The sequence below is a fragment of the Binatus sp. (SeqCode) genome, from assembly GCF_050013435.1.
Taxonomy (GTDB): domain Bacteria; phylum Desulfobacterota; class Binatia; order Binatales; family Binataceae; genus Binatus.
In genome coordinates this window covers 1-19,266 of record NZ_JBEKFG010000039.1, presented here as the reverse complement: position 1 = coordinate 19,266, position 19,266 = coordinate 1, and the positions used below count along the sequence as shown (strand labels likewise).

Sequence of the window (19,266 nt, the reverse complement as noted above, 5' to 3'; positions counted from 1 at the left end):
TACCCCGCTGCGGCCTGCCATGCTATCTTCGCGCAATCCGTTTTAGCCGATGCGCTCGCTAATCATATTCTTCGCCACTGGAATCTATTCGGGATACTCCCCGATTGCGCCGGGAACCGCGGGCTCGGTGGTCGGGATGGCGGTTGTGTGGCTGGTGTCCGGCCCGCTCTGGATGCATTCGCCCGCGCTGTGTTTAATCGTCTTCGCGATCGCGTTTGCAATCTCGTGCTGGATTTCCGATCGCGCCGAGAAAATATTCGATCAGCACGACGATTCGCGCATCGTGATCGATGAAGTGCTCGGCATGGCCGCCACGATGTTCGGCAATCCGCTCACGGTCGGCTATCTGCTCCTGGGATTCATTCTGTTTCGAGTGGCCGACGTGATTAAACCGTGGCCGGCGAACCTGATCGATCGCCGCATGCGCAACGGCGCAGGCGTCATGCTGGATGATTTGGCCGCGGCGATTTACGCCAATATCGCGCTGCAGCTGATCGTGCGCGTGCTCTGAGCGTACGCGCCCGCGAGGATCTCCCGATGATTCAAAGCGCTGTGATTCTCTCAACCGGCGACGAAATCACCAGCGGCACGGTCGTTGATACCAACGCCAACTACCTTTCCGACAAGCTCTCGGAAATTGGAATCGATCTCGTCGCGGTGATTACGGTCGGCGACGTTCCCGACCGTCTGGAATGGGCATGGCGCACGGCCGTCGGGATGGGCGACGTCGTCATCTCGACCGGCGGCATCGGACCGACCGCCGACGATCTGACCACCGAAACCGTCGCGCGCGTCGCGGGCGCGAAATTGTTGCGCGACGAGGCCACCGTCGAACACATGAAGCGCTTGTTTGCGACGATTGGCCGCCCGATGCCCGACAACAACCTCAAGCAGGCGCTCTTTCCCGACGGTGCGACGGTCATCCCCAATCCGCTCGGCACGGCGCCCGGCTTCAGGATGCCGGTGACGCTGGGCGGCCGCAGCGCGCATCTGATCGTTCTGCCCGGTGTGCCCCGCGAAATGAAACCGATGATGGAAAATACGGTGATACCGTGGATTTCCGCCAATCGCGGCACCGACAAGGTTTACGCGGTTCGCGTCTTCCAGACCTTCGGGATGAGCGAGTCGGCGCTCGACGAAGCGGTGGCGGGATTGATCAAGCCGGAAGAGGCCAAGGTCTCGTTTCGCGCGAGCTTCCCGCAGATTTCGCTGAAAATCAGGGTCGAGGGACAACCAGGCGAAGTCGATCGCAGGGTCGAAGAGCTGTCCCGGCGGGTGCGCGAGAAAATCTCGCAGTTCGTTTACGCCGAAGGCGATACCTCGATGGAGGAAGTCGTCGGCCGCCTGTTCATCGAAAAGAAATTTACCCTGGCGGTCGCCGAATCGTGCACCGGCGGGCTAATCGGACATCGCATCACCAACGTTCCCGGCTGCTCGCAATATTTCAAGGGCGACCTCGTTACCTATTCCAACGACGTGAAGTCCGGCGTGCTCGGCGTTTCGGAGGAGACGCTCAATGCCCACGGCGCCGTGAGCGAGGAATGCGTACGCGAGATGGCGGCCGGCGCTCGCAAGCGCACGGGCGCGAGCGTGTCGGTCGCAACCTCGGGCATCGCGGGCCCCGACGGCGGCACCCCGGACAAGCCGGTCGGCACAGTCTGCATCGCGCTGTCCGCCGACGATCGGGGCGTCACGCGCCGATACCAGTTCCGCGGCACTCGCGACTGGGTGAAACTGATCACCTCGCAGGTCGCGCTCGACTGGTTGCGGCGCTACGCGCTGGGTCTGCCGATCGCGGACTCGACGCTGTTCCGCCGCTGACCCGCCCCGTCTTGATGGCGCGCTCGCGTCTTCCGTTTCAGCTCGCGTGCTTGACGTCGCCGTTGGCGGCCGCGTTGGCTGCGGCCGTGAAAATATCCATCGGCGCCAGCGGCGGCCGGCGCTTGCGCTTCAAGTCCGCCAGCTCGATCTCGGCCTTGCTCTCGGCGTTGCGCTGACGGATCGCCTCGAGCTTGTCGCCGAGTTCGGAGCCGGCGATTTCGTGATTGACGCCCGCCTGCGCGAGCATCCGCTGTATCGACTCGCGCACTTCTTCGAGCGCGCGGACGTCGTCGTCGTAGGAGATCTCCTCGAGCGCGTGCTGGATTCGCACCCGTGCCTGCGCGTTTTTCAGCCGCGCGATCATTCGCACCTTTTCGACCTTGAGCTTCTCGATCTCGCCCTTGAACGCGATCAAATTCTTCTTCGCATCCTCGGCTTCCGAAGTCAGCTCGCCGAGCTCTTCGCGCAGCCGCGTGCAATCGCCGTCGAGGATATGTTTGCGCTGAATCAGAATCAGCGCGCATTGATCCTCGTTCATATCGGCGGCCTGCCCCGCTTCTTCATCGACTTCCTTCATCTCGGCGAGCTTTTCACGCAGCTCGCGCTCGAGCTTGTTGCGCATGTAGATGACGCCGGCCGCCGCGGTCTTGAGCTGATGATAGCGCCGCACCCGATCCGAGATTGCGGATTCGTACACCGCCTCGGGGTCGCGCGCCTCGCGCGCCTTGATCCAGCGGCTGAACTTGCCTCCGATCAATTTGAATAATCTTGATAACACTTCCGTTCTCCTTGCGGCCCTGAGCGCGATTCGATCGCGCAGCCGCGTGTCGCTGAGATTTCAGATCCAACGTCTGACGCGATTCTTGTAATCGACGTAATCATTGCCGAAGAGCCGCTCCAGCGTTTCTTCCTCGCGGGGAATTACCATCCGATCGATCACCGCGAAGAACACCGCCGGCGCCAGGAGCATCGCGATCGAACTGAAGAAGATCGCCAGTCCGAACAACGCGGCCGCAACGCCCAGGTACATCGGGTTGCGCGTCCAGGTGTACGGCGCCTGCGCGACGAATGTGGTCGGCTCGCCCCACGGTTTCCTGGTCGTCCCGCGGGCCTGGAAAATCGCGGCCGCGAAGCAGCACAGCCCCGCGCCGAACGCAACGACCAGCAGCCCGATCACCTGATACCATCCCACCGTGCGCTCTTCGGGCAGGAGGAAGTGCAGCACCAGCGTGCCCAGCACCAGCGCGGCCGCCAGCAGCGGAGGATGAATCCTGGTCGTCGAGAGCACAGTGCTTGTGGACTGAGGTTCGGTGGAGTTCATCGCTTAGTGTCTCCGTGTCTGCGCGAAATCAATTCCCGTCACCCTTGGGCGCCAGGCCGATATCCGCGAGCGTAATCCCGAGTTCGCGCATCTTTTGCTGAAAGCTTTGCCGGTACATCCCGGTTCGTTCCGCGGCGCGCGAGATATTGCCGCCGGTCGCCCGCAGCGCGCGGACGAAAAACTCGCGTTCCCAATCGCCGACGAATTTTTCTTTCGCCTCGCGAAAGGTCAGCGCCGAGCCGCCGCTTTCGCCGGCCGCGGACGTGTGATTCGACGGGTCCGGCGCCGGCGAACTCGCGTGGTCGCCATCCGGTTCCGAGCCGGCGAAAAGATCTTCCGCGGTGATCTCGGCGCCCGGCGACAAGATCACCGCCTGCTCGATTGCCGCCTTGAGCGAACGCGCGTTGCCTTTCCACGGCGCCTCGACGCACGCGCGCATCGCCTCCGCCGTAAGCTGCTTGCCGGGCGCGGCGAAACGCTGGCATGCCTCCGCGATGAAGTGCTGCACCATCAGCGCAACGTCTTCGCGCCGCTCGCGAATCGGTGGCACCCGAATCTCCACCACCTTCAGGCGGTAGTAGAGATCCTCGCGAAACTTCCCCTGCGCGATCATCGCTTCGAGGTCCTGATTGGTCGCCGCGATTATCCGCACGTCCACGCTCAGCGGTTGATTCCCGCCGATCCGCTCGAACTTCTGCTCCTGCAGCACGCGCAGCAATTTGGCCTGCGTCTCGAGCGCCATGTCGCCGATCTCATCCAGAAATAATGTGCCGCCGTCGGCCGCTTCGAATTTGCCTTCGCGCCGCGCGACGGCGCCGGTAAACGCGCCCTTTTCGTGGCCGAACAGCTCGCTCTCGACCAGCTCGCGCGAGAACGCCGCGCAATTGACCGGGATAAACGGCTTGCGCGCGCGCGGACTTCGAAAATGGATCGCGCGTGCGACCAGCTCCTTGCCGGTGCCCGATTCGCCGCGTATCAGAACCGTGACGTCGGTCGGCGCGACCTTGTCGATCGTCTCGAACACGCGCATCATCGCGCGCGATCTCCCGACCATATTCTCGAAAACCCCGGTCTCCAGCCGCACCTGTTCGAGCAGTTGGCTATGCGCGCGTTTGAGCAGCTGCGTCTCCATCACCTTGCGCACTTTCAGCCGCAGCTCGTCGTTGTCGAACGGCTTGGGCAGGTAATCCTCCGCCCCCGCCTTCATTGCTTCGACGGCGATTCGCTGCGTGCCGAACGCGGTGATCATCAGCACGGCGCACGCGGGATCGAGTTCGCGGACCTGCTTGAGCAATTCGATCCCGCTCATTCCCTTCATGCTGAGATCGGTGATGATCACGTGGAACAGGCCCGCCTTGACCTTGTCGAGCGCTTCCTCGCCCGATTCCGCGGTCTCGACTTCGTAGCCCTCCTTGGTGAAGAGCCCCTTGAGCGCGATGACGATTCCGCGCTCGTCGTCAACTACCAGCAATCGCCCTTTCAATTGCGTGCCCTCGAAGTCTCGGTGGACGGCGCGCCCGCCGCCAGCGCCACGATCGGCGCGTCCACCGCGCCACGGCCGTTGTTTTCCGGCGCCGGTTCTTTGGCAGTGTCTGCGCCCGTGTCGGTGGTCGATTCGATCGATACGTCGGCGCTGTCGCGCACCGCGTCGCTGAGCGGAATCGCCAGCACGAATTCGGTTCCACTGCCCACTTTGCTTTGCACCTCGATCGTTCCACGATGCGCGTCGATCACTTTTTTCGCGACGCCCAGCCCAAGCCCGGTGCCGTTGGCCTTCGAGGTGTAGAAGGGATTGAAAATTTTGGCGATCTTGTCGTCGGCAATTCCGCAGCCGTTGTCGCGAATCCTGACCGCCGCCATTCCCGCGCCGTTGTTCTGTATCGCGAACTCGAGCCGGCGCTCGCCGCTCGTCGATTCCATCGCGTCGATGGCGTTGTCGATGATGTTGGAAAAAACCTGCCGCAGCTTGTCGGCGTCGGCACGCACCGTCGGACCGCTCAGGTACGCGCGCGACACCGCCACCGAGTTCGCCTCCAGCTTGCTGCGCATCTGCGTCAGCGCGCCGTCGAGCACCCACGCGAGATTTACGTTTTCGAACTTGTAGTCTTCTTCTTTGGCGAATTTGAGCAGATGCGACACGCTGCGCTCGACGCGTGCGAGCTCGTCGAGCGCGACCTTGGCGTATTCGACGTTTTCGTGCGAGGTCGGATCCTCGCCCATCTGCTGCACCAGGCTCTTGGCCGCCGCGATCGGATTTCGGATTTCGTGGGCGAAGGTCGCGGTCAACTCGTCCAGCGACGCCTGCTTCTCGGTGCGCAGTTGCTCCTTCTCCTGCAAGACTTCGCGCTGAACTTCGCGCGCGATCGCCGGCTCAAAAACCCGCTGATGAACCCATCGCCAGCCGTACACCGCCGAGAAATGGCTCGCGATTCCAAATCCCCAGAAAAGCGCCGGCCACAGGAACCACGGATACGAAGTCGTAATCAGATTGATGAGAAATAGGAACCCGATGACGATGCCGTACCACATCAGGTGCACGAAGAAGCCCGCCTCGGCCTGCGCGCGTTTGCGCGCGCGCTCGTAGGTCTGGCGCTCGGCGTCGTTCTTGAACTGCGGTGGCGGCGGCAGATCATTGGCGGGATCCAGGCTGACGCCGCCGTATTTCTGCGTCTGCCGATCGAATCGCGCCCGCAGCTTGCGCTCGAATTTCTCGGCCTTGGCCTCGAACTTGTGCGCCAGCTTGCTATCGAACTCGCGCTTTATCTTGGAATGAAGATCGCTTGCGAAGCTCTCCGCCGACGCCGTAGCGGAGGCCGTCGCGTCTGCCGCCCGCTTGGACCAGTCACGGTGCCTCGACCGGCCGTACTTCGACCAGTCGCGGTGCGACCACTTCGACCCGTCGCCGCCGTCGCCCCATCTCATCCAGCGCAGGCGGTTTCGCTTTCGATGTTGCACGACGGCGTAAATGATTAACGCTACTAAAAGGATGCCCCACATCTTGTTTCACCTGGGGCCGGAATTGCCGGTCCTTGTAATTGACCTATCGCAGTGGCGAGAACTAAGACAATCGCTGCCATTTGCTCGTCCCGACCTCGTCATGACCTCTAACTGCAAAGCCGGTGCCGACGCACGACTACGCGAAAAGCTGAGCATTCGTGCGAATTTCAACGATTACCTGCGCGTGCGCGAGGCTCAGTGCAGTCGCGCCGATGCAGTCTGGGCACTGCGTCCAGCCCGAACTGCCGCGCAACATTCCGGGTTCCTTGACATAGTCGGCGATCGGCATATTTTCATGGAGTCGGCTTCCCGGGCTGCCCGCGATGAAGGGGTTCGATGACCCAGTACTGGCCATTTTCAGGTCTGACACGACAAGGCGCGCTCCGCGAGCGGCTGATCGTGTCGCTCGACCTGCGCGACCGGGAGGAGGCGCTTGCGCTGGTGAACCACCTCGCGCGAGTGGTCGGGATGTTCAAAGTCGGGCGCGCGCTGTTCGTCGGTGGCGGCCCTGATTTCATTCGCGAGATTCGCCGGCGCGGCGCCGAAGTTTTCCTCGACCTCAAATTCCACGACAGCCCGCAAAAGGTGCTGCGCGCCGCCGTCGAGGCGACCCGGCTGGGCGTCAAGATGTTCGACATCCACCCGTACGGTTCGACTTGCGGCTCGACCGAGATGATGACCCGGACGCGAGCCGAGGTCGCGCGCATTTGCCGCACCGAGGGGCTTCGGCGCCCGAGTATTCTGGCGGTCGCGACGCTCGCGGAACTGAAGTCCGCGAGTTCAAGCCCGCGCGCGCCCGGGTCGCCCGACCGGGTCACGGAGATCGCGCGCTTCGCCGCCGCAGCCTCGCTCGACGGCGTCGTCACCTGGCCGCACGAAGTTCCGCGCGTGCGCGACACTTGCGGACGCCGATTCATTATCGTGACCTCGGGCGTGCGCCTGCGCGAGGCAGCCTTCCCGGCCGCGCATGCGATCACGGCCGCCGATGCAATCCGCGCGGGCGCCGACTACGTCGTCGTCGGCAGTCCCATCTGGCGCGCTGCCGAGCCGCTGCGCGCCGTGCGCGAGATTACCGACGACATCGAGCGTGGATTGCGCGGCAATCCCCGGCGCACGTTTGAAATTCTCAACCCGCGTCCCGTGTAGTCCAGCTTCGTTGCGCGTTTGTCTTTCTCATCCGAACCGAACTACGATTGCGCGAAATGCCCTGGCCAATCATTTGAACTTCAACTCTGAATCTGCGCCCGGAGCCTGTTTTTGCTCGAAATCCTCATCGACCTGTTAGCGCTTGCAGTCGGAGCCGGATTCATCGGCGCGATCTCGGGCCTGGGCGGCGGAGTCTTCATCGTGCCTGCGCTGGTCATCGTGGCGCACATGCCGATGAAGGTTGCGGTTGGCGCCAGCCTGATCTCCGTCGTCGCGACCAGCGCCGGAGCCAGCGTCGCATTCGTGCGCGACGGATGGACCAACCTGAAAGTCGCGATGGTGCTGGAATGCGCGACGGTTACCGGCGCCGTGGTCGGCGCCTATCTCGCCGGCGTCGTGCCGACCGTGGTGCTCGAATTGCTCTTCGCCGCCATGATGCTCCAGTCGGCGTACTTCACGGTGACCAAGCGCGGCGACGACATCCTCACCAAGGGCGACCCGCTCGCCGAGCGCCTCGAACTCTCAGGCGAAGTGCCCGACCTCAGCGGCAACCCGGTCCATTATGAAGTCGTGAATGTACCGCAGGGCGGCGCGCTCATGGTCGTCGCGGGCCTCATGTCGGGGCTGCTCGGAATTGGCTCGGGCGCGCTCAAGGTGATGGCGATGGACTACATCATGCACCTGCCGCTCAAGGTTTCCAGCGCGACCAGCAACTTCATGATTGGCGTCACTGCCGGCGCCGGCGCACTCGTGTTCCTCGCGCGCGGTGACGTTGCCACCACCATCGCGGCCCCGGTGGCGATCGGAGTCACGGTTGGCGCGCTCGCCGGCAGCCGCGTCCTGCCCCATCTCAAGGTCGAGTCGCTCCGGATCGTATTCGTGATAATTCTTCTGCTGATCGCCGCCGAGATGGGATGGCGCGCGTTATCGGGGATCTAGTCGATGCCGAAACAGGAAGAAGACCGCATACTCAGGGAATGGACGCCGATTCTGCTGCGATCGATTCTGATCGCCGCGATGATCGTGCTTGGCGCCGGACTCGTCCTGACCTACACCTTCGCCCCGGACTACTATGTCGAGCGCTACCAGGCGGTGCAGCATGGTCACCTGATCGGCAAGGAAACGCTCGGCCTGTTGTTTGACAGGGTTCGACAAGGCAATCCGCATGCGGTTCTGACCATCGGGCTGTTCGTGCTGACGTTGGTTCCGCTCGCGCGCGTCGCGTTCTGCTTCATCCTCTTCATCAGGGAACGCGACTACACATATGTTGCGCTTACGGCTTACGTGCTCGCGGGGTTGATCGTCGGCGTGCTGGCAGGCAGTGCCGGTTGATTATCGATTAGTATTCGAACGGAGGATCGCTCAATGGAAATTAAAGGAAAGGTCGGCGTCATCACCGGCGGCGCATCGGGGATCGGGCGTGCAACGGCACAGCGGCTGGCGAAAGAAGGCGCCAGGATCGTGGTCGCCGATCTCGACGAAGCCGGTGGCGCCGAGACCGTCAAGCGCATCGAGAGCGCGGGCGGACACGCCGTTTTTGTAAAGGCGGACGTCACCCGGATCGAGGATGCTCGCCGGATGCTCGACACCGCGGTCTCCAAGTTCGGCCGCCTCGACATCCTGCACAACAACGCCGGAATCGGCGTCGGCGCGCCCGGCTTTCCCGAAGCACCACCCGAACGATGGCAGCTGGTGATCGATATCGATTTGCAGGCGGTGGTTCTCGGCACCGGGCTGGCGGCTCCGCTGATGCAAAAGCACGGCGGCGGCGTCATCATCAACACGGCCTCGATGGCCGGCTTGTATCCGCATCGCCAGGACGCGGTTTATGGCGCGGCCAAGGGCGGCGTGGTGAACTTCACCCATTCGCTGGCGTTCTGGGAGGCTGAACGGAAAATCCGCGTCAACTGCGTCTGCCCGGGAATCGTCGATACCCCGATGGTGCGCAAGGGAATCGAGGCGGCGACAAAACTTGGTTTTTTGACGAAACCTTTCGTGCCGGCGAAGATGATTCAGCCCGAGGAAATCGCCGACGCAGTCGTCAGCCTGGTGCGCGACGATTCGCTGTTCGGATGCGCGCTGGAAATTCGCCCGACTGGCCGCCAGATCGTCGATCCGCGCCGCGCCCCCGGCTCGCGAAAATAAAAACCGGCGCGCTCGACGCGGCTGCCTCCGCTCCACGTTCTTCTCGGCATGGTGACTGGTTGTCAGGTCGCAGCGATCATTGGTAGGTTCCCGAGCGATGCCCGAGACCGTTCAGCTCTTCCGAATCCTGTTGGCCTCCCCTTCAGACGTAGTTGAAGAACAGGCGCTGGTCGCAGGCGCGATCAACGATTGGAATGTACAGCATGGCGACAGCGCTGAAGCCAGAGTAGAACTGATGAACTGGCGTACACACGCACACCCGGAAGCAGGCAAACGGGCGCAGGCGTTGATCAACCGGCAATTTGCCGATCGGGCGGACATTGTGCTTGCTATCTTTTGGCGGCGGCTCGGAAGCCCGACGGGGAAAGCCCCCTCAGGGACCGTGGAGGAAATCGAGCGTGCCCAAAGACGAGGCAAGAAAGTGATGTTATACTTTTCCCAGCGCCAGGCCATCGAAAAAGAACCGCTTGATTCGCGCGAACAAGCCAGGATGGAACGGTTCAGAAGGAGATTGGGGCGGAATGCCCTCTACGGGACGTATGGCAGTGAGCGGGAATTCGAGATCGCGGTGAGGAAAGACCTGGCGCTGGTCATGCGCGAAGTGGTCGAGGCCACAAGGAAGAAGCGATGAAACACGGCAGTTCACGAGGTGTAGAGAAAAGCAGAATCACAAACGGCGCGAACGTTACCTCGATAGCGGGCAGCGTCGTTCATGGCAGCGTGCACACCGGCCCCACAACCATCAATCAGATCAATCGCGGCCGACGGTCCAGCCGGCCAAATGAATACCCCGCCGGTTCGATCGGAAGCGATCTGGAACAACGGAATTACATCAGGTATCTGGTCCAGCGTTATCACCGTGCCCGCGAGGCCGACTCGAGCTTTGGCAGAAGCGGCCCGGCGCGTTTCAGTTACGCGGTAATCTTCACCAACATCGAGCGCAAGTTCGGGGCGCCCACCTACTTTATTCGCCAGGCGCGGTTCGACGAGCTTGTGAAACATTTGCAACAGCGCATTGACGGAACGATTCTCGGCAAGAGCAACCGTGCGAGAGGAATCCGGAACTACGCGAGTCGCGAAGATTTTTTGGCTGAGCAGGAGGCACAGTAACCGCCAGTCACGCCGACGCTTCGAAAGCATCTTCGCCGATTCCGGGCTGTGTGCGGCTTTACCGACGCGATTTCGCAAGCGAGTCCCGCCTTCATTTGGCGATGCTCCATTGGCCCATGAACTCGCGCGCCTGGCGGCGCAGCGAGCGGCGCAGATCGAATCGCGGGCCGTGCAGGTACCATAACATCGCCAGTCCCAGGTAGCTCGAATAAATCTGTGTCGCCGCCCAAGTCGGATCGAGGTCCGCGGCAAGCACCCCCAACCGTTGCCCGCGCTCGACCAGCTCGCGAAAACTCGCGATCCCGCGCAGGTTCGCCTTGCGCATCGAGCGCAGCACCCGCGGCCCAATCTTGTGCGATTCGAGCGCAATGATCAGCAACAGCCGGCTGACCCACGGATTCTTCTCATTGAGCGCCGCCATCGTGTCGAACATCCGCACGAACTCCGCGCGGAACTCGACCGCATTCGCCGCCTGCGCGGATTTTTCAAATACCAGCTCCCATTCACCAAGCACCTTGGACACGACCGCGATGAAAAATTCTCCCTTGTCGGCGAAATGCCAATACAGCGCCCCCTTGGTGACGCCCGCCGCGCGCGCGATTCGCGCCAGCGAGGTGCCGCGATATCCGTACGACGCGAACAGGTCCATCGCCGCATCGATCAATACCTGATCGAGCGAGCCGCGCCGACGCGCCTGCGGAGCCGCTGCCGCATTCTTGCGAACTGCCGATATCATCTGAACGATCGGTATGGTGAGACACTGCGGGTGCCCGCGTCAAGCGCGAGGCACCCGTGCGGGATATGAAGTGCTACTGTACGGTGGCGGAGACTGCTCCGCGTTTGCGTCCGGGCCGCTGCCGGACGCGCGCGACTCGATGATGTCGCGGGTCAGTTCTGGCTCGAGGTGCCGCCGTCCGGACCTTTCATGTTTCGCTCCAGACACCAGCGGTCGATCACCTCGGCGTTGAAACGCCAATCGGTGCCGATCCGAAAGCCCGGCAGCTCTCCGCGACGCAGCAGCTTGTAGATTGTCGATGGGTGCACGCGCAGATAATCGGACAATTCCTTGACCGTCATCACACGCGGCAAGCTATACTTGGTTTCGGTAGTCATGATATTCCCCACTAAGGTCGCTGTTTGCCGCTTATTGCTAAAATTTGATGGCTTTTTTCGCATCGATCAACTAGTTCGTCCGCGCCTTACGCCCACTTTGAGCCTCTTTGAAAGTCTCAAAATAGTCGCTGGTGGTCAAGAGCAGCTTAAAAGAACTTGTGATACTTTTCGCTTTTCCCCACATTTTTGTATGTGAAGTTACCAATTCTTGCAGAAATTCCAATACAGAGTGCATACCAAGCCTTCAAACCGTGCCTGCGAGCGCCTTGAAATCATGATAAGTATGCCACATCTCAAGAGAATTTCAATAGCGGTAATATTCGCTTTGCTTGGCCTTGCCAACGCACGACCCGCCCTGGCGCAACTGCGGCTGACGAGCCCCGCAATGGCTTCGGGAGCCGCAGTAGCTGATGACTACGCATGCACCGGGGCCGATCGATCACCAGCGCTCGCATGGAGCGGCGCGCCGGATTCGACGAAATCATTTGCATTGATTGTCGAGGATCCCGACGCCCCCGGCGGAACATTTTTTCATTGGGTAGCGTATAATATCCCGCCTGGCGTCACTTCGCTGCCTGCCGGCGTGCCACAGTCCACGGAAATTGCAGGTGGCGGAACAAATGGCATCAACGGCTTCGAGCATATCGGCTACAATGGACCGTGTCCGCCGCCGGGGAAAATGCATCACTATCATTTTCGTCTCTTCGCGCTGGACTCGACGTTGACTCCCGGCGACAACGCGGACGCGCCCGCCGTCCAGTCCGCGATGACCGGCCACGTCATCGCGACTGCGGAACTGGTCGGCACATTCCAACGATGAGGTGAAGGTGAACCATCGATGAAAACGGTACTCAAAATCCTGGCTGGAGTGTTTGTTCTCGCGGTCGTCGCGATCGTGGGATGGCGTTACTATCAAATCCATCGCGCGCGGCAGGCCGGCCTGCTCACCGAGAACATCGCGCATGACGGCAACCTCTGGAAGGCCGATTTCACCGCGCGCATCCCGGCCCCCGAACAGACCGTCTTCGCCGCGATTCGCGACATCGAAAAGACCCACAACGATCAGGTCAAGATGGTGCGCGTCGTATCTCAGAGCGGAAATAAAAAAACCGTCGACATCGATCTCGCGGCGCCGGGCGGACAAACGATCACCACCGAGCTCGTGTTCGAGTACCTGCCCGAGCAGAAAAAAATCATCTATCACACCGTCGACAATCCGCTGCTCGATACTCAGGCCGTGTACCAGTTCGGCGATGAAGGCGCGAGCACGTTCATCGACTACCACGAAACCATGCATCTGCTGCAGTCGCTTCCGGTCCCTGACGGCGTCATCAAGCAGGTCATTCGCGGCATCTTCGTCGCGCAGCTCGAATCCTTGAAGCACACCCTCAACCTCAAGACCGACGACGCGGCCAAGTCCGCCGACGACGAGCCCTGACCGCGACCGCCGTTTGCGCGCCAGTCGCGTCGAGTGCGCCGGCTCAATCGCAGCTCAACATGATTCCCTTCACCGCAGAATTCCTAAGCTCCGCATTCGCTCTCGACGGATGCCCGCGATGGAAGCGCGCCGAGGTCGCGCTGGCCGGCCGCTCCAACGTGGGCAAGAGTTCCTTGCTCAACGCGCTGGCCGGAGTTAAGGGTCTCGCGCGCACCAGCAAAACCCCCGGACGCACGCGCTGCCTCAACTTCTTTGCGGTGGGTAACACGCTGGCGCTGTGCGACCTGCCCGGCTTCGGCTACGCGAAAATGAGTCACGACGACGCCGCCAAAATCGCCTCGATGATGCACGAATACATCCACGGCCGCGTCAATCTCGCCGCCATCGCGATTCTCATCGATTGCCGCCGCGGTCCACAGCAAGACGAACTCGATCTGGCGGCGATGGCTGCCGAGCGTGGCATCGATGTGATCCCGGTCGCGACCAAGTGCGACAAGTTGCGCCGCTCCCAGCGCGCCGCCGCGCTCAAACGCTTCGACTCGATGCGCGCACGCCCGATTTTCTGCTCGGCGACTTCCGGCGAGGGCATCGACGACCTGCGCCGCCGAATCCTGGCCGTCGATCGCTCCGACTCCGCCAGGCGCGCCGGTTCCCGATGACTCCCGAAGTCTCCGTAATCATCCCGGCGTACAATCGATGCGCGATGCTGCTCGAGGCGATCGATTCCGTGCTCGCCCAATCGACCCCGGCCTTCGAGTTGATCGTCATCGACGACGGCTCGACCGATGGAACCGCCGAACGGTTGGAGCGCCTCACCGAAACGACCCGCATCGAAATCGAGCGCATCGATCATCGCGGTCCCGCCGCGGCGCGAAATCGCGGCGTCGCCATCGCGCGCGCGCCGCTCGTCGCATTTCTCGATTCCGACGATCTCTGGTCGCCGGCCAAGCTCGAACGCCAGCTCACCTTCATGCGCGACAACCCCGGCTGCGCGATCTCGCAAACCAACGAAATCTGGATCCGCAACGGACGCCGCGTGAATCCCGGCCATCGTCATCGCAAGCGCGCCGGCGATATTTTCATCGACTCGCTCCGCACCTGCCTGATCGCCATGTCGTCGGTGATGATGCGCACCGATCTTTTCCGCTCATCCGGCGGCTTCGACGAGCACCTGGCCGCCGCCGAAGACTACGATCTGTGGCTGCGAATTCTCATCGACCATGAAGCCGGCCTGCTCGACGAACCGCTGGTCACGCACCGCGCCGGGCATCCCGATCAACTCTCGGCCACGACTCCCGCCCTCGATCGCTTCCGCATTCTCGCGCTGACGAAATTGCTCTCGGACCATCGGCTTTCTCCGGCGCGGCGAACCGCGGTCGTCGAAGTGCTCGCCGGGAAATGCGGCATCTACGCGCGCGGCCTTCGGCGCCGCGGCAAAATCGAGGAAGCGCGGCTGTACGAATGGGTCGCGGACCAGGCGCGCGGCTGGCTGATGCGCGCGGTTCCTGAAATCGGATGCGCGGTTGAATCGATGCGATCCATGCTGCGCGAAATTCCACATGACTGCTGACGAGATCGACACGCAGATTCGGATGCTCGCTGCCGAGCGACGGCTGCCGCCGAGCCATCTTGCGCGATGGCTCGCGATGGACCCGGCGTCGCGCGCCGCGATGCTCGAAATCGCGCGCGTCATTCGCCTGCGGACCGGTCAATTGATGACCGCGCTCGAGACGCTCGAGGAAATCGCCGTGCGCGAGCGCGTCACCGTCGCCGGCGTTCTCGACCGCCCCGAAATTCGGCGCATTGCGGGCGGTCCCGGCTCCGCGCCATCGCGCGCCAGCGCGCTCCTGGAAGCGCTTCGAACGCTTCGCTACCCGCTGCTCAGGAAAATGCAGGAGCAGATCCGCTCTGAAGTCGCGGCGCTCAAGCTCCCCCGCGGAATTTCGATAGCCTTGCCCAACGAGCTTGGCTCTGATGAGCTCACGGTTTCGCTTCGGGTGCGAAGCGCCGCCGAACTGACGCGCCTGCTCGAGGCGCTCGATCGCTCGCGTCCGGGACTTGTGCGAATCATTGAAATGCTCGCCGGCAAGCAGTGAAAAGTGAAACGGTGAAAAGATGAAATTCGATCTCGACGCCGTGTTTGTCGAGCATGGATGCGCCGGCTATCCGCTGGCGACCCGCATCCTCCGCGCGCTGCCGCGCGAGGTGCCCGTCACCCACGTCGCCGACCCGCGCGAGTCCACCCGGCCCGCATCCGGCGCGCGCGATCCGTTCGGCGCCGGCAAACGCCGGATGGTGATCGCGCGGCGCAAGTCTGCGTTCCTGGCGCCGTGTCCCGCCGGGTCCTCGGAGTTCGCCTGCTGCGGATACCTGGTGCTGACGCTGGCGTCGAACTGCCCGATGGATTGCTCGTACTGTTTTTTGCAGGAATTTCTGGCCGACAATCCCGCCTTCCAGGTGTATGCGAATTTCACCGATTCATTCGACGAGCTCGACCGGCTCATCGGCAACGCTCGCGGGCGCAGCTTCCGCGTCGGCACCGGCGACCTGGCGGATTCGCTGGCGTTCGACTCGCTTACCGCGATGAGCCGCGAGCTGATCGAGTTTTTCGCCTCGCGCGAAAGTCTGACGCTGGAGCTCAAGACCAAGACCGGTGAAATTGAAAATCTGCTTGCCATGGACCCGCGCGGCCGCGTGCTCGTCTCGTGGACCTTGTCGCCCGACGCCGTCTATCGAAGCTCGGAGCATCTCACCGCCTCGCCCGCGGCGCGGATCGCGGCGGCCCGCGCGGTCCTCGACGCCGGCTACCGGGTGGCGTTTCATTTCGATCCGTTGATCGCGTATCCCGGCGCCGAGCGCGATTACATCCTGCTGATCGACGAGCTGCTCGACACAATTGCGCCCAAAGAAATCTCGTTCATCAGCATGGGCGGTCTGCGGATGACGCCGCGGTTGCGCGGCGCCGCGCGCAGCCGTTTCCCCGGCGATCCGATGCTGTGCGGCGAGGACGTGCTCGCCTCCGACGGGCGCTTGCGGACCTTTACGCCGCTGCGCCTCAATCTCTACCGCACGCTTGCCGATCGTTTCCGCAAAGCGGGCGCGGAAATCCCCGCCTATCTGTGCATGGAAGCGGCCAGCGTCCACGAAAGCGTCTTTGGCGCGCCGCCCTCCCGACCGGCTATAATCGGCAACCGCCTCGCGCGCGACTGAGCACCGGCCACGCACCCGCGGACTTAAAAAAATGCCGACCCGAAAAAAATCTGCAACCCGGCCAAATTCAATCGCGGCTTCCAACGGACTTGCGCGCGGCTCGCGCGCCGCGATCGACCGGCCCATCGGCGTCTTCGATTCCGGCATCGGCGGACTCACCGTCCTCAAAGCGCTGACCGCGGCTCTGCCCAACGAAGATTTCATCTACCTCGGCGACACCGCGCGGCTCCCGTACGGCACCAAGTCCAACGAAATCATCGTCCGCTACTCGAAGGAGAACACCGGCTTCCTGCTCGCCAAGGGAATCAAGATGCTGGTGGTCGCTTGCAACACCTCCAGCGCGGTCGCGCTCGACGCGATCGCGTCGGACACGATGGTCCCCGTGATCGGCGTGATCGAGCCGGGCGCGCGCGCCGCCGCCAAGGCCTCGCGCAACGGCAGAATAGGCGTGATCGGCACCGAGGCAACGATCGCGTCGGGCGCTTACACGCGCGCCATCCAGCGGCTCAGCCCGCGCGCGGAAATCTACACGCGCGCATGCCCGCTGCTGGTGCCGCTGGCCGAGGAAGGATGGACCGACAATGCGGTCGCGGAATTGACCGTCGCCCACTACCTCGAGAGTCTCAAGCAGAGCGGCATCGACACGCTGCTGCTGGGATGCACCCATTACCCGCTGCTGCGCGATATGTTCGCGCGAATTCTCGGGCCCCGCGTGAAGATCGTGGACTCCGCGACTGCGACCGCGGCCGACGTGCGCGGCCGGCTGCGGATTCTCAAGCTGGCCAGGCGCACCGGCAAGGGGATTCAGAGTTTCTTCGTGACCGAGACCCCCGATCGTTTCGTCCGCGTCGGCCGCAGATTTCTCGGCCCGCAAGTCGAATCCGCCGTCCGCATCGAGCGCTAGCCAACGCCGGACTTGTCATTCTGAGCGCAGCGAAGAATCCCGGATCCGTGGTCTGTCCGCTCCTAACCTCTCCTTGTCCGAGGAGAGGTCGGCGCGCTTCCTGCCGCGCCGGGAGAGGTTCTACGCCCGCCGCGATCTGTGCGAAGCCTGCGCGCTTGCCGCCTCTGCTTGCTCGGCCCGCAGGTCGAATCCGCCGTCCGCATCGAGCGCTAGCAACGCCCGGTTTACCACGGTGCAGGGGGTAATGTCCTGATTGAAACCGCTCAGCGTTTAGGCCCCGAAAGTCCGCGATGCGCGATGTCCAGGAAGTCCGCCTCGCTCTTAGCCAAAAGCTTTCGCCAAATACCGCGTGGTGTTGCCGGGGATACTCCAAATTGATCGATCAGCAACCTGATTACTGCCTCTAACGAAACGCGGGTGGCTGGGAAGTGGATATCTTCCAGCACCTCCCCGCCGGGCAGGCAGTTTTCCTTCAAATCACCGCGTATGTGAAAATGAGTTGGCGGATATGGTCGCCGGGGAAATCGGTCGTAGTCGTAACGAAAGATCCATCGCTTGCCATCGATATCAACCTGATATTTGAACCCGGAATTAATTACCTTGAGTCTCGGTCCTTCAGAGGTGCCTTGGATAGCGAGACCATAATAAACGCGGAGAAATTTCCCATCCCTCAACTGGATAGGGGCCAGCAGCCGTCCTCCGACAATATAGTTGTTTCGACGCTCTCCTTGTTGAAGATGGAGACTGGCCCCGACCGCCATCACGGTGTTCGCCAAAAGAAGATTCAACAAATCGCAGAATGCTTGGGGCGAGTCTTTACCGCCGCGCTTGTATGAGCGCGTCAAATCCCTAATATCGGCTAGCAGGTTGTCGAGGCTGGCGATCGGAGATCACTGCGCAAGAAGTGGATCATTCTTGCGAAGTAAATTGGAGAGTGCAATTAGATCGCTTACCCTGCTTGGATCGGGCAATCTCCCTTGGCGGTGTCTACGCAACATCAGCCGTGCGGACATGCCAACGCGATCGCGCGCTCCCTTTTCAAGCGAATTGAGAATCTCGCTACGGCTCAATTTGACGACCACGCAAGAGTTGCCGTTTTGACGCGCGAGCCCCCTGTATTTTGTCGTTTTGGTCATAGCGGTCAAGCAAACACCGAAAACAGGAGGACGGCTACAAGCTTGCTTGACGTGAAATTATAATACCGAGAGTAGCGGCTACCGCTCAAGCTCGCCTAATCCTGCTGAATCGGAATCACGTTTCAAACTACGACACTACCGAGCAGCGCCACCCCCTGACTAGGGCGCCGATTTCAGGATAAGATGATTTCCAGCTAAACTTGCGAGTTGTTTCACTGTTTCACCGTGCCGCCGCTCAGACCGCGTCGCTGTGGCTCGTCGAGAACCTGAACCCAAAAGAAAACTTACCGCAGAAATTACTCAGATAAGATGGCTTCAGCTATTTCCCTCGTAGCGCGGAAAATCTTCGGCTCGAAGAACGAACGCGAAATCAAACGGCTCCGTCCCGACGTCGACGAGATCAACCGGCTCGAACCCGAGACCTCGGCGCTCAGCGACGACGAGTTGCGCGGCAAAATCGCCGAATGGAAAGCGAATATCGGTGCGATCGAGGAGCGCGAGCGGCGCGACGATGCGATGCTGGAAATCCTGCCGCAGGTCTTCGCCGTCGTCCGCGAGGCCTCCAAGCGGACGATCGGCCAGCGCCACTTCGACGTGCAGCTTATCGGCGGGATGATCCTGCACCAGGGGCGAATCGCCGAAATGAAAACCGGCGAGGGCAAGACTCTCGTCGCCACTCTGCCCGCCGTGCTCAACGCGCTGGCGGGACGCGGCGTGCACATCGTCACCGTCAACGACTACCTGGCCCGGCGCGACTCCGAATGGATGGGGCGCATCTATAAATTCCTCGGCCTGACTGTCGGCGTCGTCGTTCACGGCGTGACCGACCAGGAGCGCAAGCTCGCCTACCGCGCCGATATCACTTACGGCCAGAACAACGAGTTCGGCTTCGACTACCTGCGCGACAACATGAAGTTCAACATCG

Annotated in this window: 22 protein-coding genes and 1 pseudogene; 16 read left to right on the top strand and 7 right to left on the bottom strand. The window is 62.1% G+C overall.

All coding sequences use genetic code 11. The annotated features are described in order from the left end of the window. Positions 1-49 precede the first annotated feature (49 nt). Together ABSB13_RS09630 and ABSB13_RS09625 are read left to right on the top strand one after the other, a co-directional pair. The gene (locus ABSB13_RS09630) at positions 50-511 is read left to right on the top strand and encodes a phosphatidylglycerophosphatase A family protein (RefSeq protein WP_428107708.1); all 462 of its coding nucleotides are present in this window, start codon (positions 50-52) and stop codon (positions 509-511) included. A 26-nt stretch (positions 512-537) separates the two neighbouring features. Further along, complete coding sequence (locus ABSB13_RS09625) at positions 538-1,821, top strand: competence/damage-inducible protein A (RefSeq protein ID WP_428107706.1); 1,284 nt, start codon at positions 538-540, stop codon at positions 1,819-1,821. Positions 1,822-1,858: 37 nt separating this feature from the next. Here the strand turns inward: ABSB13_RS09625 and ABSB13_RS09620 are convergent, their stop codons facing one another. Genes ABSB13_RS09620 through ABSB13_RS09605 form a run of 4 tightly spaced genes read right to left on the bottom strand, consistent with a single transcriptional unit; the run spans position 1,859 to position 6,064 of the window. Next, positions 1,859-2,599 carry a PspA/IM30 family protein gene (locus tag ABSB13_RS09620; protein ID WP_424671004.1) on the bottom strand — a complete coding sequence of 247 codons (741 nt, stop codon included), beginning with the start codon at positions 2,597-2,599 and terminating at the stop codon, positions 1,859-1,861. A gap of 60 nt (positions 2,600-2,659) precedes the next feature. Continuing rightward, entirely contained in the window at positions 2,660-3,142 is a 483-nt protein-coding gene (locus ABSB13_RS09615) for a methyltransferase family protein (RefSeq protein WP_428107705.1), read from the bottom strand. Between the two features lie 28 nt (positions 3,143-3,170). Continuing rightward, a complete protein-coding gene (locus ABSB13_RS09610) occupies positions 3,171-4,625 on the bottom strand; it encodes a sigma-54-dependent transcriptional regulator (RefSeq protein ID WP_428107703.1) in 1,455 nt (484 codons plus the stop codon). Beyond that, positions 4,622-6,064, bottom strand: a complete 1,443-nt coding sequence (locus ABSB13_RS09605; protein ID WP_428107701.1) for an ATP-binding protein — start codon at positions 6,062-6,064, stop codon at positions 4,622-4,624. Before ABSB13_RS09605 ends, ABSB13_RS09610 begins: the two co-directional genes overlap by 4 nt. A gap of 411 nt (positions 6,065-6,475) precedes the next feature. Here ABSB13_RS09605 and pyrF point away from each other — a divergent pair, with 411 nt between their 5' ends. The 6 genes from pyrF (at position 6,476) to ABSB13_RS09575 (ending at position 10,540) form a co-directional block, all read left to right on the top strand. Beyond that, a complete protein-coding gene (gene pyrF / locus ABSB13_RS09600; RefSeq protein WP_428107699.1) occupies positions 6,476-7,285 on the top strand; it encodes an orotidine-5'-phosphate decarboxylase in 810 nt (269 codons plus the stop codon). A 111-nt stretch (positions 7,286-7,396) separates the two neighbouring features. Then, positions 7,397-8,224 (top strand): sulfite exporter TauE/SafE family protein, encoded by an 828-nt coding sequence (locus ABSB13_RS09595; protein WP_428107698.1) that lies wholly within the window; start codon positions 7,397-7,399, stop codon positions 8,222-8,224. Between the two features lie 3 nt (positions 8,225-8,227). Continuing rightward, entirely contained in the window at positions 8,228-8,617 is a 390-nt protein-coding gene (locus ABSB13_RS09590; RefSeq protein WP_428107696.1) for a DUF1634 domain-containing protein, read from the top strand. Positions 8,618-8,650: 33 nt separating this feature from the next. Beyond that, the gene (locus tag ABSB13_RS09585) at positions 8,651-9,430 is read left to right on the top strand and encodes an SDR family NAD(P)-dependent oxidoreductase (RefSeq protein WP_428107695.1); all 780 of its coding nucleotides are present in this window, start codon (positions 8,651-8,653) and stop codon (positions 9,428-9,430) included. Positions 9,431-9,527: 97 nt separating this feature from the next. Continuing rightward, positions 9,528-10,061, top strand: a complete 534-nt coding sequence (locus ABSB13_RS09580) for a DUF4062 domain-containing protein (RefSeq protein WP_428107693.1) — start codon at positions 9,528-9,530, stop codon at positions 10,059-10,061. Further along, positions 10,058-10,540, top strand: coding sequence for a hypothetical protein (locus ABSB13_RS09575; RefSeq protein WP_428107692.1), 483 nt, complete (start codon positions 10,058-10,060; stop codon positions 10,538-10,540). Before ABSB13_RS09580 ends, ABSB13_RS09575 begins: the two co-directional genes overlap by 4 nt. Before the next feature lie 91 nt (positions 10,541-10,631). On the opposite strand, the gene ABSB13_RS09570 is transcribed toward ABSB13_RS09575, so the two are convergent. Both ABSB13_RS09570 and ABSB13_RS09565 read right to left on the bottom strand, forming a co-directional pair. Beyond that, positions 10,632-11,276, bottom strand: coding sequence for a TetR/AcrR family transcriptional regulator (locus ABSB13_RS09570; protein WP_428107691.1), 645 nt, complete (start codon positions 11,274-11,276; stop codon positions 10,632-10,634). Between the two features lie 152 nt (positions 11,277-11,428). Next, a complete protein-coding gene (locus tag ABSB13_RS09565; RefSeq protein ID WP_428107689.1) occupies positions 11,429-11,653 on the bottom strand; it encodes a helix-turn-helix domain-containing protein in 225 nt (74 codons plus the stop codon). 385 nt (positions 11,654-12,038) lie between these two features. Between ABSB13_RS09565 and ABSB13_RS09560 the strand changes: the two genes are divergently transcribed. The 7 genes from ABSB13_RS09560 to murI are packed head-to-tail and all read left to right on the top strand — an operon-like array spanning position 12,039 to position 17,205. Next, the gene (locus tag ABSB13_RS09560; protein ID WP_428107688.1) at positions 12,039-12,473 is read left to right on the top strand and encodes a YbhB/YbcL family Raf kinase inhibitor-like protein; all 435 of its coding nucleotides are present in this window, start codon (positions 12,039-12,041) and stop codon (positions 12,471-12,473) included. Between the two features lie 18 nt (positions 12,474-12,491). Beyond that, complete coding sequence (locus ABSB13_RS09555) at positions 12,492-13,091, top strand: SRPBCC family protein (protein ID WP_428107687.1); 600 nt, start codon at positions 12,492-12,494, stop codon at positions 13,089-13,091. Between the two features lie 59 nt (positions 13,092-13,150). Next, positions 13,151-13,750 carry a ribosome biogenesis GTP-binding protein YihA/YsxC gene (gene yihA / locus ABSB13_RS09550; RefSeq protein ID WP_428107685.1) on the top strand — a complete coding sequence of 200 codons (600 nt, stop codon included), beginning with the start codon at positions 13,151-13,153 and terminating at the stop codon, positions 13,748-13,750. After that, positions 13,747-14,661, top strand: coding sequence for a glycosyltransferase family 2 protein (locus ABSB13_RS09545; protein ID WP_428107684.1), 915 nt, complete (start codon positions 13,747-13,749; stop codon positions 14,659-14,661). Before yihA ends, ABSB13_RS09545 begins: the two co-directional genes overlap by 4 nt. Then, positions 14,651-15,187, top strand: coding sequence for a hypothetical protein (locus tag ABSB13_RS09540; RefSeq protein WP_428107682.1), 537 nt, complete (start codon positions 14,651-14,653; stop codon positions 15,185-15,187). The genes ABSB13_RS09545 and ABSB13_RS09540 overlap by 11 nt, the downstream gene beginning before the upstream one ends. A gap of 19 nt (positions 15,188-15,206) precedes the next feature. After that, on the top strand, positions 15,207-16,301 hold the full coding sequence (locus tag ABSB13_RS09535; protein ID WP_428107681.1) for a spore photoproduct lyase family protein: 1,095 nt from the start codon (positions 15,207-15,209) through the stop codon (positions 16,299-16,301). 31 nt (positions 16,302-16,332) lie between these two features. Beyond that, positions 16,333-17,205: a glutamate racemase gene (gene murI, locus ABSB13_RS09530; RefSeq protein WP_428107679.1), complete on the top strand. Its 873-nt coding sequence runs from the start codon at positions 16,333-16,335 to the stop codon at positions 17,203-17,205. A gap of 263 nt (positions 17,206-17,468) precedes the next feature. On the opposite strand, the gene ABSB13_RS09525 is transcribed toward murI, so the two are convergent. Next, complete coding sequence (locus ABSB13_RS09525) at positions 17,469-18,050, bottom strand: hypothetical protein (RefSeq protein WP_428107678.1); 582 nt, start codon at positions 18,048-18,050, stop codon at positions 17,469-17,471. Between the two features lie 600 nt (positions 18,051-18,650). Between ABSB13_RS09525 and ABSB13_RS09520 the strand changes: the two are divergent. Beyond that, positions 18,651-19,266: pseudogene (locus tag ABSB13_RS09520) on the top strand (preprotein translocase subunit SecA); the annotation flags it as partial.